Origin of the sequence: Nocardioides sp. 1609, from assembly GCF_004522105.1 — a bacterium.
In the GTDB taxonomy this organism is placed as follows: Bacteria; Actinomycetota; Actinomycetes; order Propionibacteriales; family Nocardioidaceae; genus Nocardioides.
The window spans coordinates 187,137-202,838 of the sequence record NZ_SPUJ01000007.1; the positions used below are offsets into that span (position 1 = coordinate 187,137).

Genomic DNA, 15,702 nt, shown 5'->3' on the forward strand with positions numbered 1-15,702 from the left:
CCGCGACGGGCTCGACCCCGACCGCCGGTGAGCCGCCTCCGGAGCCTGGTCGCCGACACCCGCCCCCTCGAGAACGCCCACTTCCGGCGGCTGTGGCGCGCCAACATCATCACCGTCGTCGGCGCCCAGCTGACGGTCGTGGCGGTGCCGGCCCAGATCTACGCCGACACCGGCTCCTCGGCGTACGTCGGGCTGACCGGCGTCTTCGGCCTGGTGCCCCTCGTCGTGTTCGGGCTCTGGGGCGGCGCGCTGGCCGACGTCTTCGACCGCCGCACGATCCTGGTCTGCACGACGCTCGGGCTGATCGTGACCAGCGGGCTGTTCTGGGTGCAGTCGGCGCTCGGCAACACCAACGTCTGGGTGCTGCTGTGCCTGTTCGCGGTGCAGCAGGCGTTCTTCGGGGTCAATCAGCCGACCCGCAGCGCGGTGCTCCCGCGCCTCGTCCCGCTCGAGCAGCTCCCGGCGGCGAACGCGCTCAACTCCACGGTCTTCATGGCCGGCGGCATCGCCGGTCCGCTGGTCGCCGGCGCGCTGATCCCTGTCTTCGGGCTCCAGTGGCTCTACCTGATCGACACCGTCACCCTGCTCGCGACGCTGTCCGCCGTCGTCCGGCTGCCGTCGATGACGGTCGAGCGGGGTGCGGGGGTGGTCGCGAAGGCACCCGGGCTGCGCTCCGTCATCGCGGGGTTCACCTACCTGCGCGGCCACCCGGTGCTGCTGATGTCGTTCCTGGTCGACATCATCGCGATGGTCTTCGGGATGCCGCGCGCGCTGTTCCCGGAGATCGCCCACGAGACCTTCCGCGGTCCCGAGGAGGGCGGCATCGCGTTCGCGCTGCTCTTCGCCGCGATCCCGGCCGGCGCCGTCATCGGCGGCGTCTTCTCCGGCTGGGTCTCGCGGGTCAGCGGCCAGGGCAGGGCGGTCGTCGTCTGCATCGTCGTGTGGGGGGTGGCGATCGTCGGGTTCGGCCTCGCGGTCGGCGTCGCCGGCGCCCAGGACGACGTCGGCGTCCGGCACGCGTTCCTCGTCGTGGCGGTGCTGATGCTCGTGGTCGGCGGGGCCGCCGACATGGCCTCCTCCGCCTTCCGGTCCGCCATGCTTCAGGCCGCCGCCACCGACGAGGTCCGCGGCCGGCTCCAGGGCATCTTCATCGTGGTCGTCGCCGGCGGCCCTCGGGTCGCCGACGTCGCGCACGGCGCCGCGGCCGCCGGTGTCGGCACGGCCGTCGCCGCGACGGGTGGCGGCGTGCTGGTCGTGGTGCTGACCGTCGTCGCCGCGCTCGCGGTGCCGTCGTTCGTGCGCTACCGCATCATCCGGGCAGCCGGACCGGTGTAGGCCGCCCTCCAGACCGGCGACCTAGACTCCCCGGGTGATCGACCCGGACGACCTCGAGGCCACCCTGCGCGTGCTCGGTGCGCTGCACACCGTGCCCGAGGAGCACCCCGACCACGTCGCGGTGAAGCGGGCGGCGTCCCACATGTACAAGGCGCTCAAGCGCGAGCGCCGCACCGCCAAGCGGGAGGCCGAGCTGGCCCACGACCGGGCCGTCACCGAGGCCACCGCGACCGGGAGCCCGCTGCGCATCGACGACGAGACCGAGGGCGTGCTGCTCACGACGCCGACGACGGGCGCGTTCGCCGGCGAGCTGCTCAACCCGCGCGGCTGCTACATCTGCAAGCGCGACTACACGCTGGTCGATGCGTTCTACCACTGGCTGTGCCCCGACTGCGCCGCGCGCTCGCACGCCAAGCGCGACCAGGGCACCGACCTCACCGGACGCCGGGCGCTGCTGACCGGCGGTCGCGCCAAGATCGGCATGTACATCGCGCTGCGGCTGCTCCGAGACGGCGCGCACCTGACGATCACCACCCGATTCCCGCACGACGCGGCCCGGCGGTTCTCGTCGCTGGCCGACAGCGGCGACTGGCTGCACCGCCTCAAGGTGGTCGGCATCGACCTGCGCGACCCCACCCAGGTGGTGGCGCTGGCCGACGACGTCGCCGCGGCCGGCCGGCTCGACGTGCTCATCAACAACGCCTGCCAGACCGTGCGCCGGTCGCCGGGCGCCTACGCGCCGCTCGTCGAGGCCGAGCGCGAGCCGCTGCCCGAGGGCGTCGAGCTGCCGGAGATGGTCACCTTCGACCGGGTCTCCGAGCTGCACCCGGCCGCGATCTCCGGGGCGCTGGCGCAGGCCCCGGTCGCCCACCACGACGGCGAGTCGCTCGAGCACGCCCGTGCCGCGCACACCGCGGCCAGCCTCACCGCGCTCGCGCTGCGCGGCGGCAGCGCCTCGCTCGACGCCCACCTCGCCGGCACCGCCGTCGACGCCGGCGGGCTGCTGCCCGACGTCGCGACCGCGAACTCGTGGACCCAGACGGTCGACGAGGTCGACCCGCTGGAGCTCCTCGAGGTGCAGCTGTGCAACTCGGTCGCGCCGTTCCTGCTCGTCTCGCGGCTGCGGCCGGCGATGGCGGCGGCCGCCGCGGCGGCGCCGTCCGGGCGGGCCCACGTCGTCAACGTCTCGGCGATGGAGGGGCAGTTCGGCCGTCGCTACAAGGGTCCCGGACACCCGCACACCAACATGGCCAAGGCCGCGCTGAACATGCTGACCCGCACGTCGGCGGGCGAGATGTTCGAGACCGACCGGATCCTGATGAACGCCGTCGACACGGGCTGGATCACCGACGAGCGCCCGCACCACGAGAAGCTCCGCATCGCCGCCGAGGGCTGGCACGCCCCGCTCGACCTGGTCGACGGCGCCGCGCGCGTCTACGACCCGGTCGTCCGCGGCGAGGCCGGCGAGGACCTGCACGGCCACTTCCTCAAGGACTACGACCCCAGTCCCTGGTGAGGACGTCGTACAAGCACAGACACCTCGCTACCTGGTGACGGCCCGCGCCGCGTTACGACGCGGAACCGGCGGTGGACGACCGCCGCGGTGTACGTGGTTCTACGACGCGTGGGTCAGAGACCCAGCAGCCCGCGCACGTAGGCGGCCTGGCCGACGTGCTGGGTGTCGTCGTTCACGACGCTGACCAGCCGGACGCCGAGGGTCACCGGCGGGTCCCACCGCTCGTCGACCACGCGGTCGAGGTCGTCGGGCGCGAGGGTGGCGACGTGGGCGACCGAGCGCTCGTGCACCGCGACCAGGTACTCCGCCAGCAGGGCGGCGTCCCAGGTGCCCGCGCCGACGTCGGCGCTGCTCTGGCCGAAGCCGATCGCGTCGTCGTCGTAGGGCAGGGCGAAGCGCCCGGCGAACGCCGGGTAGACCTGGTCGGCGCCGGCGACGTCCGCCACGTGGTCGTCCTGGACCCTCGCCAGGTGCCAGACCAGCCAGCCGATCGGGTTGGCGTCCGGGGTCGGGCGGTGCGCCAGCTGGTCGGGCGTCAGCCCGTCGAGCACCGCCAGCCCGCTCTCGCGGACCCGCTCCAGTCCCTCGACGATCACCTCGGCAGGAGTCATGGCACCCAACCTACGTCCCACCTCCGCTGACCCGTCACCCATGGGTGACGGGTCGGCGTCGATCTCGCGGTGACCCGTCACCTATGGGTGACGGGTCGGCTCAGGAGGCGCCGCGGAGGCGGTCGAGGCGCTGGGCGAGGAGCGGCTGCCGGTGGGCGTTCTGGTGCAGCCCCAGGTAGCGGTCGCCGAAGACCCACAGCAGCGCGTCGTCGAGGCGGCGGACGGCGCCGGGCGGGTGCCGGTAGTCCATCCGGGCGTCGATGGTGGCGTCGTCGGCCTCGCGGAGTACCTCGCCGAGCTCGTCGAACGACGTGATGCCGAGCTCGAGCAGCAGGCCGGCGATCCACCCGTAGTGGTCCGTGCGCGACCAGCCGGCGTTGGAGTACTGGCCCGCGAGGTAGGCCGCGAGCTCGCGCGGGTCGAGGCGGGGGTCGTCGTCGGCGGTGGCGTCGCCGACGGCGCCGACCGCGGGGGTGGCCCCGCGCAGCCGCTCGCGGATCTCGGAGAACTCGCGGTCGGCCAGCTCGAGCAGGCCGGCGGCCAGGGTGAAGCGACGGTCGAACTCGCCGACGTGGATGTCGGGCACGGTGCCCTTGTAGCGGATGTCGTGCTCGAACTCGGCCCACGCGTGCTGGAGCACGGTGCGCACCTGCACCTGGGTCGAGCGCCCGCCGAGGTCGACCATCAGGTGCCGGCTGGCGTAGCCGAAGCGGCCCTCGCTGGCCGTCTCCTGACCGAGGTCGCGGTCGTCGGTGACGGTGACCTGCTCGGCGAGGACGTCGGCCACGGCGTCGACGTCGTCGCGCACGTAGGTGATCACGCGGACGCCGACCGCGTCGGTGATCTGGGTGGTCGGGTCGTCGTACAGCGGACGTCCGGCGGCGGTGCGCGCCGCCTTCTCGGCGAACGACGCCACCGTCTTGGTGCGCCCGGTGACCGACAGGTAGTTGATGCCGGCCTCGTCGAGCAGTCGTCGCACCAGCGCGACGGCCTGCTCACCGGCGCGGACCAGGTCGTCGTGGCCCGCCACGTAGCCGCGCACGGCCCGGCGCACGACCTCGGCGTGGGTCACCGCGACCGGGTCGGTGCCGAGCGTCGGGGTGACGATGTAGCCGGTGTCGAGGTCGCCGTAGCGGGTGACGTCGTCGGGCCGGTGGTCGACGAACCACGCCACGTAGGCGCACAGGACGGCGTCCACCTGGTCCTCCACCCGCCGCAGCTGGGCCTTCTGCGTGGCCGCCTCGACGAGCGCGCGCAGCCCGGCCCAGGTCTCGTCGGTGCGGACGACGGCCTCGACGTGGCCCATCAGCGCGAGCAGCTCGCTGCGCAGCAGCTCCAGGTCGCGACCGGGCTTGGCCTTGTAGCGCAGCACCTTCGGCAGGTCGAACAGCACGATCGACGCCGCGTGCGGGTAGACCTCGACGGCCCGCCGCCGGCGACCGGAGCGCGGGTCGATGTCGAGGCCGAGCCGCTTGGCGAGCCGGGCGCCGCGGGTGCCGTTCGCGAACTCCGGCTTGCCCGTGTTGGAGGGGTGGGTGCCGGCGTCGAAGCGGCGGAAGTCCTTGCTCAGCGCCTGCTCCGCGGGGCGCGAGCCCTTCTCGTTCTTCACCACGAGCGGGGCGTCGATGCCGGCCAGGCAGTCACCGTCGTACGCCGCCAGCGCGGCCGCGACGTCGTCGTCGGTGCGGACCGCGCTCACGTGCAGCAGGCGCGCCTCGGCGTCGACCACCGCGAGCCCGGTGGGGGCCTTCTCGCCCCAGGCGAGGTCGATGCCGATGTAGTGCACGGGGACACCCTGCCGCATGGGTCGTCGTCGTCGAGGTGGCCCAGCAGCGCAATTGCCTCGATCTGGCCAGCTCGGCGCGCGAAAGTTGGCCAGATCGAGGCAATTGCACGCGATCAGCCCTCCGAGCAGCCGCCGCGCGGCGAGGCCTACCGGACGGCGTGCGCCGTCGCGATCGCCGCACCGAGCCGGGCGTTGTGCCGCACGAGCGCGATGTTGGCGACCAGGCTGGCGCCGTCGGTGAGCTCGACGATCCGCTTGAGCAGGTACGGCGTGACGTCCTTGCCGCTGATGCCGAGCGCGTCCAGGTCGGCCAGGGCCCGGCCGATCACCACGTCGATCTCCGCCGCCGGGATCTCGTCGGCGACCGGGATCGGGTTCGCCACGACCAGGCCGCTGCGCAGGCCGAGCCCGCGGGCGGCGGTCATCGCGGCGGCGACGTCGGCGGCGGACTCGACGCGGGACGGGGCGGCGTACCCGCTGACGCGCGAGTAGAACGCCGGGAAGTCGTCGCTGCCGACGACCATCACCGGGACGCCGTTCGTCTCGAGCACCTCGAGGGTCAGGCCGATGTCGAGGATGCTCTTCACGCCGGCGCACACGACGGTGACCGGGGTGGTCGCGAGCTCGGTGAGGTCGGCGGAGACGTCGAACGACTCAGGCGCGCCACGGTGCACGCCGCCGAGGCCGCCGGTGACGAAGACGTCGATGCCGGCGAGGGCGGCCAGCCGCATCGTCGCGGCGACGGTGGTGGCGCCGTGCCCGCCGCGCGCGACGACGTGCGGCAGGTCGCGGACGCTCGCCTTGGTGACGCCGGGGTCGCGGGCGAGCAGCTCGAGGGCGTCGGGGTCGAGGCCGGCGCGCGGGACGCCGTCGAGCACCGCGATCGTGGCCGGCACGGCCCCGTGCTCGCGGACGATGCCCTCGACCTCGAGCGCCATGGCGACGTTGTCGGGGTAGGGCATCCCGTGGCTGATGATCGTGCTCTCGAGCGCGACGACCGGGCGCCCCTCGGCGACGGCGGTCGCGACCTCGTCGGTCAGGCGGATGGCGGGGGCGGGGGCGGTCACAGCAGGCTCCTCACGAGCTCGTCGGTCAGGTCGGGACGCACGGTGTGCGGGCTGGAGACGGTCAGGGCGGCGACGACGTGGGCGTAGGTCGCCGCCTCCCCCGGGTCCGCACCGCCCAGCCAGGCGTGGCAGAACGCCGCGAGCATCGCGTCGCCGGCACCGGTGACGTCGACGACCTCGGCGGTGCGGGCGGCGAGCCGGTGCACGCCGTCGGGGGCGGTGAGCGTGGAGCCCGCGGGCCCGCGCCGCTCCCAGGTCAGGTCGGCGTCGAGCGCACCCCCCGCCGACAGGGCGGCCAGCTCGGCGCCACCGGCGGAGAGCAGGAACAGCCGGCGGCCCGTCGCGGTCGGCGCCAGCCGCGTGGCCTTCGGGACGCTCACGGGGTCGAGGGCGACCGGTCCGGCGGCGGCGTCCCAGGCGGCGGCCAGGGTCGCCGGCGCGAGGTTGCCGTCGAGGACGACGAGGTCGGCGGCGGCCAGGAGGTCGCGGTCGAGGTGCTCGGGCCCGAGCGCGGCCGGCATGTCGGAGACACCGCCGACCAGCTCACCGGTGTCGTCGAGCAGGGCGACGTAGCTGCCGGTCGGCGCGGCGACCAGCCGGACGCCGCCGACGTCGACGCCCGAGGCCCGGGTCGCGTCGACGACGAGCCGGCCGTGGGCGTCGTCGCCGACCGCGGCCAGGAGGTGGGTCGTCGTGCCGAGGCGGGCGAGGTTCTCGGCGACGTTGCGGCCGACGCCGCCCGGCGTGACGGCGACGCTGCCGGGGTTGCTGGTGGCCGGCACCGGCACGGCGTGGGGGCGCGCGACCACGTCGACGTTCGCCCCGCCCACCACGACCACCCGCGCCACGGGAGAACCATGCCAGTCGCGATGAATCCGGTTGTCGGTGCCAGTCCCTACCGTGACACTGACGCCACCCCCCGCACCACGAGAGGCGACGACGATGGTCGACATGATCCGGGCCCGAGGCCTGGTCAAGCGCTACAAGGAGGTCACCGCCCTGGCGGGGCTCGACCTCACCGTCCCCGAGGGCACCGTCCTCGCCCTGCTCGGCCCCAACGGCGCCGGCAAGACCACCGCGGTCCGGTGCCTGACCACCCTCCTGGTGCCCGACGAGGGCAGCGCCGAGGTCGCGGGCGTCGACGTGCTCGCCGACCCGCAGGGGGTGCGCCGCAAGATCGGTCTGTCGGGCCAGTACGCCGCGGTCGACGAGTACCTCACCGGCTTCGAGAACCTCACGATGGTCGGGCGGCTCTACGGGCTGGGCAAGGCGCGGTCGCGCACCCGGGCCCGCGAGCTGCTCGAGCGCTTCGACCTCGCCGACGCCGGCGACCGGCCCTCGAAGACCTACTCCGGCGGCATGCGGCGCCGCCTCGACCTCGCCGGGGCGCTGGTCGCCGAGCCCCCCGTCCTGGTGCTCGACGAGCCGACCACCGGCCTCGACGTGCGGGCGCGCCAGCAGATGTGGGACGTCATCCGCGAGCTCGTGGGCGGCGGCGCCACCCTGCTCCTGACCACCCAGTACCTCGAGGAGGCCGACCGGCTCGCCGACGACATCGTCGTCATCGACCACGGCCTGGCCATCGCCCAGGGCACCGCCGACGAGCTCAAGGCCCAGACCGGCGGCGAACGCATCGAGGTCGTCGTCGCCGACGCCCGCCACGTCGAGGCGACCCGCCGGCTGCTCGGCGCCGTCGCCGTCGGCGACGTGCAGGTCGAGGAGCGCAGCCTCACCGCGGCCGTCACCGACGGGGCGCCGGCCCTGCGCCGCCTGCTCGGCCACCTCGAGGAGGAGCAGATCGGCGTCCTCGACGTCGGGCTGCGCCGACCGACCCTCGACGACGTGTTCCTGACCCTGACCGGCCGCACGGCCGACGAGAAGTCCGAGGAGGTCGCCCGATGAGCGCACCGCAGGCCCTGAGCGACGGCTGGGTCGTCGCCCAGCGCAACCTGATCAAGATCAAGCGCGTGCCCGAGGTGCTGGTCTTCGTCCTGATCAGCCCGATCATGTTCGTCCTGCTCTTCGCCTACGTCTTCGGCGGCGCGATCGACCCGGGCGACGGCACGGAGTACAAGGAGTTCCTGGTCGCCGGGATCTTCGCCCAGACCGTCGTCTTCGGCGCCACCTTCACCGGCGCGGGCCTCGCCGAGGACATGCAGAAGGGCATCATCGACCGGTTCCGGTCCCTGCCGATGTCGCGGGCGGCGGTCCTGGTCGGCCGCACGACGTCCGACGTCGTCTACAACGTCCTGTCGCTGATGATCATGGCGCTCACCGGCCTGCTGGTCAGCTGGCGCATCCGCGACGGCGTGCTCGAGGCCCTCGCCGGGTTCGCGCTGCTGCTCGTCTTCGCCTACGCCATCAGCTGGATCATGGCCTTCGTCGGTCTGCTGGTGCCCAGCGTCGACGTGGTCAACAACGCCTCGTTCGTGGTGATCTTCCCGCTCACGTTCCTGTCGAACGCCTTCGTGCCGCTCAAGGACTTCGACGGCATCCTGAAGAGGTTCGTCGAGTGGAACCCGGTCTCCTCGCTGACCCAGGCCTCGCGCGAGCTGTTCGGCAACACCGTCGGCGAGCCCCCGTCGGACGCCTTCTCGATGCAGCACCCCGTGGTCTACACGCTGATCTGGTCGGCCATCATCGTGGCGGTCTTCGTCCCGCTCTCGGTCCGCCAGTTCAAGCGGACGACCTCCCGGTGACCCTCCCGGTCGGTCGGCCTCACCGGGCGAGCGCGAACAGCTGGTCGTCCTCGGCGGCCGGGTCGCCACGACCGTCGGTGTTCGAGGTGACCACCCACAGCATCGTGGTGTCGGCGGTCATCGCCACGTTGCGGATCCGGCCGTAGCGGCCGACGAGGTAGGCGACCGGGTCCTCGAGGACGTCGGCGCCGGTGGGGTCGCCGTCCTCCTGGCCGGGCGTCTCGACCTCGGGAGTCGCGAACGGCACCTCCCACAGGGTCTCGCCCCTCAGGGCGGCCACCCACAGCGACCCGTCCCACCAGGCGATGCCGGACGGTGAGGCCTCGTCGGTGCTCCAGACGACCGCCGGGTCGACGTACTCCTCGCCGCCGCCGGTGCCCTCGACCTCGGGCCAGCCGTAGTTGGCGCCGGCCCGGACCAGGTTGAGCTCGTCGAACGCGCTCTGGCCGAACTCGGCGGCCCACAGGCGGCCCTCCGGGTCGAAGACGAGACCCTCGACGTTGCGGTGGCCCAGGCTGTGGACGGCGGTGCCGGACGGGTTGTCGGGTGCCGGCTCGCCGTCGAGGGTGTAACGGAGCACCTTGCCCGAGAGCGAGTCCGGGTCCTGGGCGTCCTCGGGGACGCCGTTGTCGCCGGTCGAGACGTAGAGCATCCGGTCCGGGCCGACGACCAGTCCGCCGCCCTGGTGGTAGGTCGCGCCGCCGGGGATGCCGGTGACGACCTCCTCCGGCTCACCGAGGCTCGTCCCGTCCCAGCTCATCGCGACGACGCCGTTCTCCTCGGGCCCAGTCCGGTAGGCGTACAGGGTGTCGTCGCCGGGCCCCAGGGCCAGGCCGAGCAGCCCGCTCTCCCCCTCGGCGCGGACGCCGTCGACCGAGCCGACGACCTGGGGCTGGCCGCCGCCCGGCGGCGACAGCAGGATGTCGCCGCTGTCGCGCGAGCCGACGAGGAGCCCGCCGCCGACGAGCGGCGCCAGCCCCCACGGCGTCCGGAGCTCCGTGCCGACGCCGTTGACCCGCAGCTCCTCGTCGGCCGCCGGGACCGACGGCCCGGCCGTGCCGGTCCGCGACTCGTCGCTGGGTTCGTTGCGGACGTCGTCGTCGCCGCAGCCGGTCAGGACGACGGCGACCAGGGTCGCGCACGTCAGGGCGACGGGGGTCCGGGCTGCTGGGCGGCGCATGACCCGATCGTGCCGGACCGCCCCTGAGACCCGGGCCGGCCCAGCCGCTCAGCGCAGGCTGTTGGCCCAGGTCCAGGCGTAGGCGGGGTCCTCGACGGCCAGCCCGGCCTCGCCCAGCTCGAGGGGGGCGAAGGTGTCGACCATGACGGCCGACTCCTCGAAGTACTCCGCGCCGAGCGAGGCCTCGATCGCCGACGGCTGCGGCCCGTGGGCGTGGCCGCCGGGGTGCAGCGAGATGGAGCCGAGACCGATGCCGGAGCCCTTGCGGGCCTCGTAGTCGCCGCCGACGTAGAACATGACCTCGTCGCTGTCGACGTTCGAGTGGTAGTAGGGCACCGGGACGGCGAGCTCGTGGTAGTCGACCTTGCGCGGCAGGAAGTTGCAGATCACGAAGTTGTGGCCCTCGAAGACCTGGTGCACCGGCGGCGGCTGGTGGACCTTGCCGGTGATCGGCATGTAGTCGTCGATGTTGAACGTGTAGGGGTAGAGGCAGCCGTCCCACCCGACGACGTCGAAGGGGTGGGTCGCGTAGGTGTAGCGGGTGCCGACGATGCTCCCGGCGACGCGGTGCTTGACCAGCACCTCGACGTCGCTCCGGTCGGGGCCGTCGAGCAGGTGCACGGCGGTGGGGCCGTGCAGGTCGCGCTCGCAGTAGGGCGCGTGCTCGAGCAGCTGGCCGTAGCGGGAGAGGTAGCGCCGGGGCGGCGCGACGTGGCTGTTGGCCTCGATCGGGTAGAGCTGCGAGGCCTCGGCCGGCACCCACCGGTGCGTCGTGGCGCGCGGGATGACCACGTAGTCGCCGGTGCGGTAGGCCAGCACGCCGAAGACCGTCTCGACGGTGCCGCTGCCGGACTCGACGTAGACGCACTCGTCGCCGATGGCGTTGCGGTACAGCGGCGTGGCGTCCGTGCCGGTGGTGACGTAGGAGATCCGGACGTCGGCGTTGCCGAGCACCAGGCGCCGGTCGAGGACGGCGTCCGGGCCGGTCTCGAGGTCGTGCAGCTTGAGGTGGCGCGGCTTCAGCGGGTGGTTGGGCACCCGCGTCTGGTCGGGCAGCTCCCAGACCTCGGCCGAGGAGATCGCCGAGGGGACGCCGCGGTGGTAGAGCAGCGAGGAGTCGGAGGAGAAGCCCTCCTCGCCCATCAGCTCCTCGTAGTAGAGGCGGCCCTGGGGATCGCGGTGCTGCGTGTGCCGCTTCGGGGGGACCTCGCCGACCTGCCGGTAGTGCGCCATCGTTGCGTCCTCTCGTCCGGACTGTCCGATTAACGAACAGGTACTGTTCTCATTCCGGACGATAGTCGCTAGGGTGTGACGGTGTCCATCCCCTCGCCGTTCCGGCACCTCGTCGACGACGCCGCGATCTTCCCGCCCGGCCTCGCCCCGCTGCCGGACGCCGTCGCGGCCCACGCCGCGCACCTGCGCTCGGGCCACGCCGCCCTCGTGGGCCCGTTCCTCGTCGACGCGGCGCGGCTCGACGACCTCGTCGACCTGGCCCCGGCCGGGTTGTCGGTGAGCGTCGTGGTCCCGGCTCCCGACGTCGTGGCCGACGTGGTGGCCCGGGCCGGGGCCGCCGGGCTCCGGCTCGCCGGGCTCGAGGTCAAGCTCGGCGGCGCGGGCGCGCCCGCCGCGCAGGTCGCCGAGATCGCGGCGGCGGCTGGCTCCGGCGGGGTGCCGCCCTACGTCGAGGTGCCTCGCGTCACCGACCCCGCGTGGCCCGCCGTCCTCGACGCGGTGCTCGCCCACGGCCTGCGCCTGAAGTTCCGCACCGGCGGCACCGAGGCCGGCGCGTTCCCCTCCGAGGCCGAGCTCGGCGGCTGGATCGAGGCCGCCGTCGCCCGCGGCGTGCCCTTCAAGTGCACCGCGGGCCTCCACCACGCCGTGCGGCACACCGGCCCCGCGACCGGCTTCGAGCACCACGGCTACCTCAACATCCTGCTGGCCACGGCCCGCGCGCTCGCCGGCGCGCCGGTCGAGCCGGTCCTGGCCGAGCGCGACGGCCCGACGCTCGCCCGCGAGGTCTCGCTCCTGCCGCCCGACGCCCTGCTCGCGGCCCGCGCCGCGTTCACGTCGTACGGCTCCTGCAGCATCCTCGAGCCGCTCGAGGACCTCACGGCGCTGCACCTGATCGGCACCACCGACGTCCGCACCACCGACTGAGAGGCTCCACATGATCACCTGGGTCGAGGGCGCCGCCGGCAGCCCGTACGACATCGACAACCTCCCGTACGCCGTCGTCGCCACCGCCTCCACGGCGGCGCGGCTCGGCGTCCGGATCGGCGACCGGGTCCTCGACCTGGGCGCGGCCGCGCGGACGCTGCGCCCGGGGTGGGCGGCGCTGCTCGACGTCGCGGCGCTGAACCCGCTGATGGCCGCCGGCCCGGACACGTGGGCCGAGGTCCGCGCCTGGGTGGTCGAGCTGCTCACCGACCCCGCCCTCCGCGACCGCGTCACCCTGCTCGAGGTCGACGAGGTCACGACGTCGTTGCCCTTCGAGGTCGCCGACTACGTCGACTACTACGCCTCCGAGCACCACGCCACGAACGTCGGCCGGATCTTCCGCCCCGACGGCGACGCGCTGCTGCCCAACTGGAAGCACCTGCCGGTCGGCTACCACGGCCGGGCCGGCTCGATCGTGGTCTCGGGCACCGACGTCCACCGGCCCGCGGGCCAGCGCAAGGCCCCGGCCGACGACGCCCCGACGTACGGCCCCTCGCTGCGCCTGGACATCGAGGCCGAGCTCGGCTTCGTCGTCGGGCGCAGCCTCCCGCTCGGCGAGCGGGTCGGCACGGCCGAGCTCGCCGAGACCGTGTTCGGCGTCGCCGGGGTCAACGACTGGTCGGCGCGCGACCTCCAGGCCTGGGAGTACGTCCCGCTCGGGCCCAACCTCGCCAAGTCGTTCGCCACCTCCGTCTCGGCCTGGGTCACCCCGCTCGCCGCGCTCGGGGCCGCCCGCGTCGACGTGCCCGGCCAGGAGGTGCCGGTGCTCCCCTACCTGCAGGAGACCGGCCCGAACGGCGTCCCCTCCGGCTACGACGTCGACGTGGAGGTGGAGCTCAACGGCGTGGTCGTCGCGCGCCCGCCGTACCGGACGATGTACTGGTCGCCGGCGCAGATGCTGGCCCACCTCACCGTCAACGGCGCCTCGCTGCGGGTCGGCGACTTCTTCGCGTCCGGCACGATCAGCGGTCCGGAGCAGGACCAGCGCGGCTCGTTCCTCGAGCTGTCGTGGGGCGGGCGTGAACCGTTCGCCGTCGGCGGTGAGGAGCGCACCTTCCTCGAGGACGGCGACGAGGTCGTGCTGCGCTACAGCGCGCCGGGTGCGCTCGGCGGACGGATCGGGTTGGGTGAGGTCCGTGGCCGCATCCTCCCGACCCGCTGACGCCGAGGGTGGCTCGCAGACGCTCGAGCGGGGACTCGCGGTCCTCGTCGAGCTGGGTCGGCACCCCGCCGGCCTGACCACCGCCGAGGCCGCGGTGGCGTGCGGCCTGCACCGCTCCATCACCCACCGGCTGCTGGTCTCGCTGGTGCGCACGGGCTTCGCCGACCGCGACGCCGGGGGACGCTTCCGCGTCGGCCCGGCCGCCGCGGACCTCGCCCACGGGAGCGGCGTCCGCCCACCGCGCCTGCGCGACGTCGCCGGGCCCGTGCTGCACCGGCTCGCGGTCGAGCTCGACGCGACGGCGTCGCTGGTCGAGGTCGCCGGCGACGCCGCGGTCACCACCCTGGTCGCGGAGCCGCCCACCGACGGGCCCCGCTTCTCCTACCGCCTCGGCAACCGCGACCCGCTCGACCGCGGCGCCGGTGGCCTCGCGGCCCTCGCCTCGGGTCCGGCGCTCCCCGGCGAGCCGGACCGGGTCGCCGCCGTCCGCGAGACCGGCCACGTCGCGACGTACGCCGAGCTCAACCCGGGCGCGTACGCCGTCGCCGCCCCGCTGCCCGGGTGGCCGGCCCGCGCCGCCGTCAACGTCGTCACCTCCCGCGAGGACCTGGTCGACGCGGCCGTCGAGCCGGTGCTGCGCGCCGTCCGCGAGATCGGCGCCGCCCTCGGCTGAGAGCATCCCACCGCCCCCGCCGGGTCGACCGGCGGGGGCGGTGGCGTCGTGCCGCGCGGCACCGCCTCGAGGGCAGGCGCCGGTCAGACGGTCTCGGTGACGGCGGCCGGGGTGCCCTGGACGGGCTTGACGAAGGCCAGCAGGACGATCGCCACGAACATGCAGACGGCCGGGAAGATCATGCTGAAGATGACGTCGTCCGCTGCGGCGGTCTTGCCGATGACGAACGGCCCGAAGAAGCCACCGGCAGCGGCGATCGCGTTGATGGTGGCCAGCCCGACCGCGGTCTGCGACCGGGTCAGGGCCTCGGAGGCCAGCGCCCAGAACGGGCCGAGGTAGGAGAAGACGCCGATCGCGAGCAGGCAGAGGCCGATCATGCCGAGCGCCGGGGTCTCCTTGAAGACCATCGTGACGACGAGCCCGACGACGGCGACCGCCAGCGTGCACATGACGATCGGCTTCCGGTTGCCGAGCAGGTCGGAGTAGCGCGCCACCAGGAGCATCGCGATCGCACCACAGACGTACGGGATCGCGCCGACGAGCCCGATGTTGGTCGAGGAGTAGCCCGGGTTGAGCTGGGCGACGATCTGCGGCAGGAAGAACGTCATGCCGTACAGGCCCACGGCGTAGAGCAGGTTGATGAAGGCCAGGTAGAGGATCTTGGGGTTCTTCACCGCGTCGAGCGAGATCTCCATGTGCTCGTCGTCTGCGACGTCGTACTCCTTGTTGATCTCCCCCTCGAGCCAGTCCGACTCGTCCTTCGAGAGCCAGCGCGCCTTGCTCGGGCGGTCGGCGAGGTAGAACAGCACCCAGACGCCGAGCAGGACCGGCGGGGCGCCCTGCAGGATGAACACCCACTGCCAGCCGTTCAGGCCGAACCAGTCGGCGTGGTCGAGGATGTAGCCGGCGCTGATGCTGCCGATGAGCAGGGCCACCGGCTGGGCGAGGGAGAACCCGGCGATGCCGCGGCTGCGGTCCTGGGTGCGGAACCAGTAGGTCATGTAGAGCAGCAGCCCGGGGAAGAGCCCGGCCTCGGCGACCCCGAGGGCGATCCGGGCGACGTAGAGCTGCGTGGTGTTCTGCACGAACCCGGTCAGCATCGTGATGATGCCCCAGGTGATCGCGATCCGCGCCAGCCAGAGGCGGGCCCCGACCTTCTTCATGACGATGTTGCTCGGGACCTCCAGGACCGTGTAGGCCACGAAGAAGATCGCCGCGACGGTGCCGTAGGTGGCGAGGCTGATGCCGAGGTCGGTCGACATCTGCAGCTGGGCGTAGCCGATCGCCGCCCGGTCCATGTAGTTGAACATGTAGAGCAGGAAGGCGACCGGCAGGACGTAGCGCTGGACCTTGCGCAGGACGGCGGGCCCGGAGACGGACGCGCCCGGGCGAGCGGAGGGGGTGCTGGTGGACATGGGAGCTCCAGTTTTCCGGTGAAGGGGCGGAGGGGCGGCGA

At 73.5% G+C, this 15,702-nt stretch carries 14 protein-coding genes; 7 read left to right on the forward strand and 7 right to left on the reverse strand.

Annotated features, from left to right (window positions below):
* Positions 1–27: 27 nt before the first annotated feature.
* Complete coding sequence (locus E4623_RS19510; RefSeq protein ID WP_134768241.1) at positions 28–1,335, forward strand: MFS transporter; 1,308 nt, start codon at positions 28–30, stop codon at positions 1,333–1,335.
* Positions 1,336–1,369: 34 nt separating this feature from the next.
* A complete protein-coding gene (locus tag E4623_RS19515) occupies positions 1,370–2,851 on the forward strand; it encodes an SDR family NAD(P)-dependent oxidoreductase (RefSeq protein WP_209020775.1) in 1,482 nt (493 codons plus the stop codon).
* Between the two features lie 113 nt (positions 2,852–2,964).
* Here the strand turns inward: E4623_RS19515 and E4623_RS19520 are convergent, their stop codons facing one another.
* The 4 genes from E4623_RS19520 to E4623_RS19535 form a co-directional block, all read right to left on the reverse strand.
* Positions 2,965–3,462, reverse strand: a complete 498-nt coding sequence (locus E4623_RS19520) for a DUF664 domain-containing protein (protein ID WP_134768242.1) — start codon at positions 3,460–3,462, stop codon at positions 2,965–2,967.
* Between the two features lie 100 nt (positions 3,463–3,562).
* A complete protein-coding gene (locus E4623_RS19525) occupies positions 3,563–5,248 on the reverse strand; it encodes a DUF429 domain-containing protein (protein WP_209020776.1) in 1,686 nt (561 codons plus the stop codon).
* Positions 5,249–5,394: 146 nt separating this feature from the next.
* Positions 5,395–6,315, reverse strand: coding sequence for a pseudouridine-5'-phosphate glycosidase (locus E4623_RS19530; protein WP_134768244.1), 921 nt, complete (start codon positions 6,313–6,315; stop codon positions 5,395–5,397).
* Positions 6,312–7,163, reverse strand: coding sequence for a PfkB family carbohydrate kinase (locus E4623_RS19535; protein ID WP_245155183.1), 852 nt, complete (start codon positions 7,161–7,163; stop codon positions 6,312–6,314). The genes E4623_RS19530 and E4623_RS19535 overlap by 4 nt, the downstream gene beginning before the upstream one ends.
* Positions 7,164–7,266: 103 nt before the next feature.
* Between E4623_RS19535 and E4623_RS19540 the strand changes: the two genes are divergently transcribed.
* Together E4623_RS19540 and E4623_RS19545 are read left to right on the forward strand one after the other, a co-directional pair.
* Positions 7,267–8,217, forward strand: coding sequence for an ATP-binding cassette domain-containing protein (locus tag E4623_RS19540; RefSeq protein WP_245155184.1), 951 nt, complete (start codon positions 7,267–7,269; stop codon positions 8,215–8,217).
* Positions 8,214–9,014, forward strand: a complete 801-nt coding sequence (locus tag E4623_RS19545) for an ABC transporter permease (RefSeq protein ID WP_134768247.1) — start codon at positions 8,214–8,216, stop codon at positions 9,012–9,014. Before E4623_RS19540 ends, E4623_RS19545 begins: the two co-directional genes overlap by 4 nt.
* 19 nt (positions 9,015–9,033) lie before the next feature.
* Here E4623_RS19545 and E4623_RS19550 read toward each other — a convergent pair whose 3' ends face one another.
* Positions 9,034–10,194 carry a PQQ-dependent sugar dehydrogenase gene (locus E4623_RS19550; RefSeq protein ID WP_134768248.1) on the reverse strand — a complete coding sequence of 387 codons (1,161 nt, stop codon included), beginning with the start codon at positions 10,192–10,194 and terminating at the stop codon, positions 9,034–9,036.
* Between the two features lie 48 nt (positions 10,195–10,242).
* Positions 10,243–11,427, reverse strand: a complete 1,185-nt coding sequence (locus E4623_RS19555; protein ID WP_134768249.1) for a homogentisate 1,2-dioxygenase domain-containing protein — start codon at positions 11,425–11,427, stop codon at positions 10,243–10,245.
* A gap of 81 nt (positions 11,428–11,508) precedes the next feature.
* On the opposite strand from E4623_RS19555, the gene E4623_RS19560 reads away from it, so the two are divergent.
* Genes E4623_RS19560 through E4623_RS19570 form a run of 3 tightly spaced genes read left to right on the forward strand, consistent with a single transcriptional unit; the run spans position 11,509 to position 14,246 of the window.
* The gene (locus E4623_RS19560; protein WP_134768250.1) at positions 11,509–12,351 is read left to right on the forward strand and encodes a hypothetical protein; all 843 of its coding nucleotides are present in this window, start codon (positions 11,509–11,511) and stop codon (positions 12,349–12,351) included.
* Positions 12,352–12,361: 10 nt separating this feature from the next.
* A complete protein-coding gene (gene fahA, locus E4623_RS19565; protein ID WP_134768251.1) occupies positions 12,362–13,573 on the forward strand; it encodes a fumarylacetoacetase in 1,212 nt (403 codons plus the stop codon).
* A complete protein-coding gene (locus E4623_RS19570) occupies positions 13,548–14,246 on the forward strand; it encodes a helix-turn-helix domain-containing protein (RefSeq protein ID WP_134768252.1) in 699 nt (232 codons plus the stop codon). The genes fahA and E4623_RS19570 overlap by 26 nt, the downstream gene beginning before the upstream one ends.
* Before the next feature lie 83 nt (positions 14,247–14,329).
* On the opposite strand, the gene E4623_RS19575 is transcribed toward E4623_RS19570, so the two are convergent.
* A complete protein-coding gene (locus tag E4623_RS19575; RefSeq protein WP_134768253.1) occupies positions 14,330–15,661 on the reverse strand; it encodes an MFS transporter in 1,332 nt (443 codons plus the stop codon).
* Positions 15,662–15,702 lie beyond the last annotated feature (41 nt).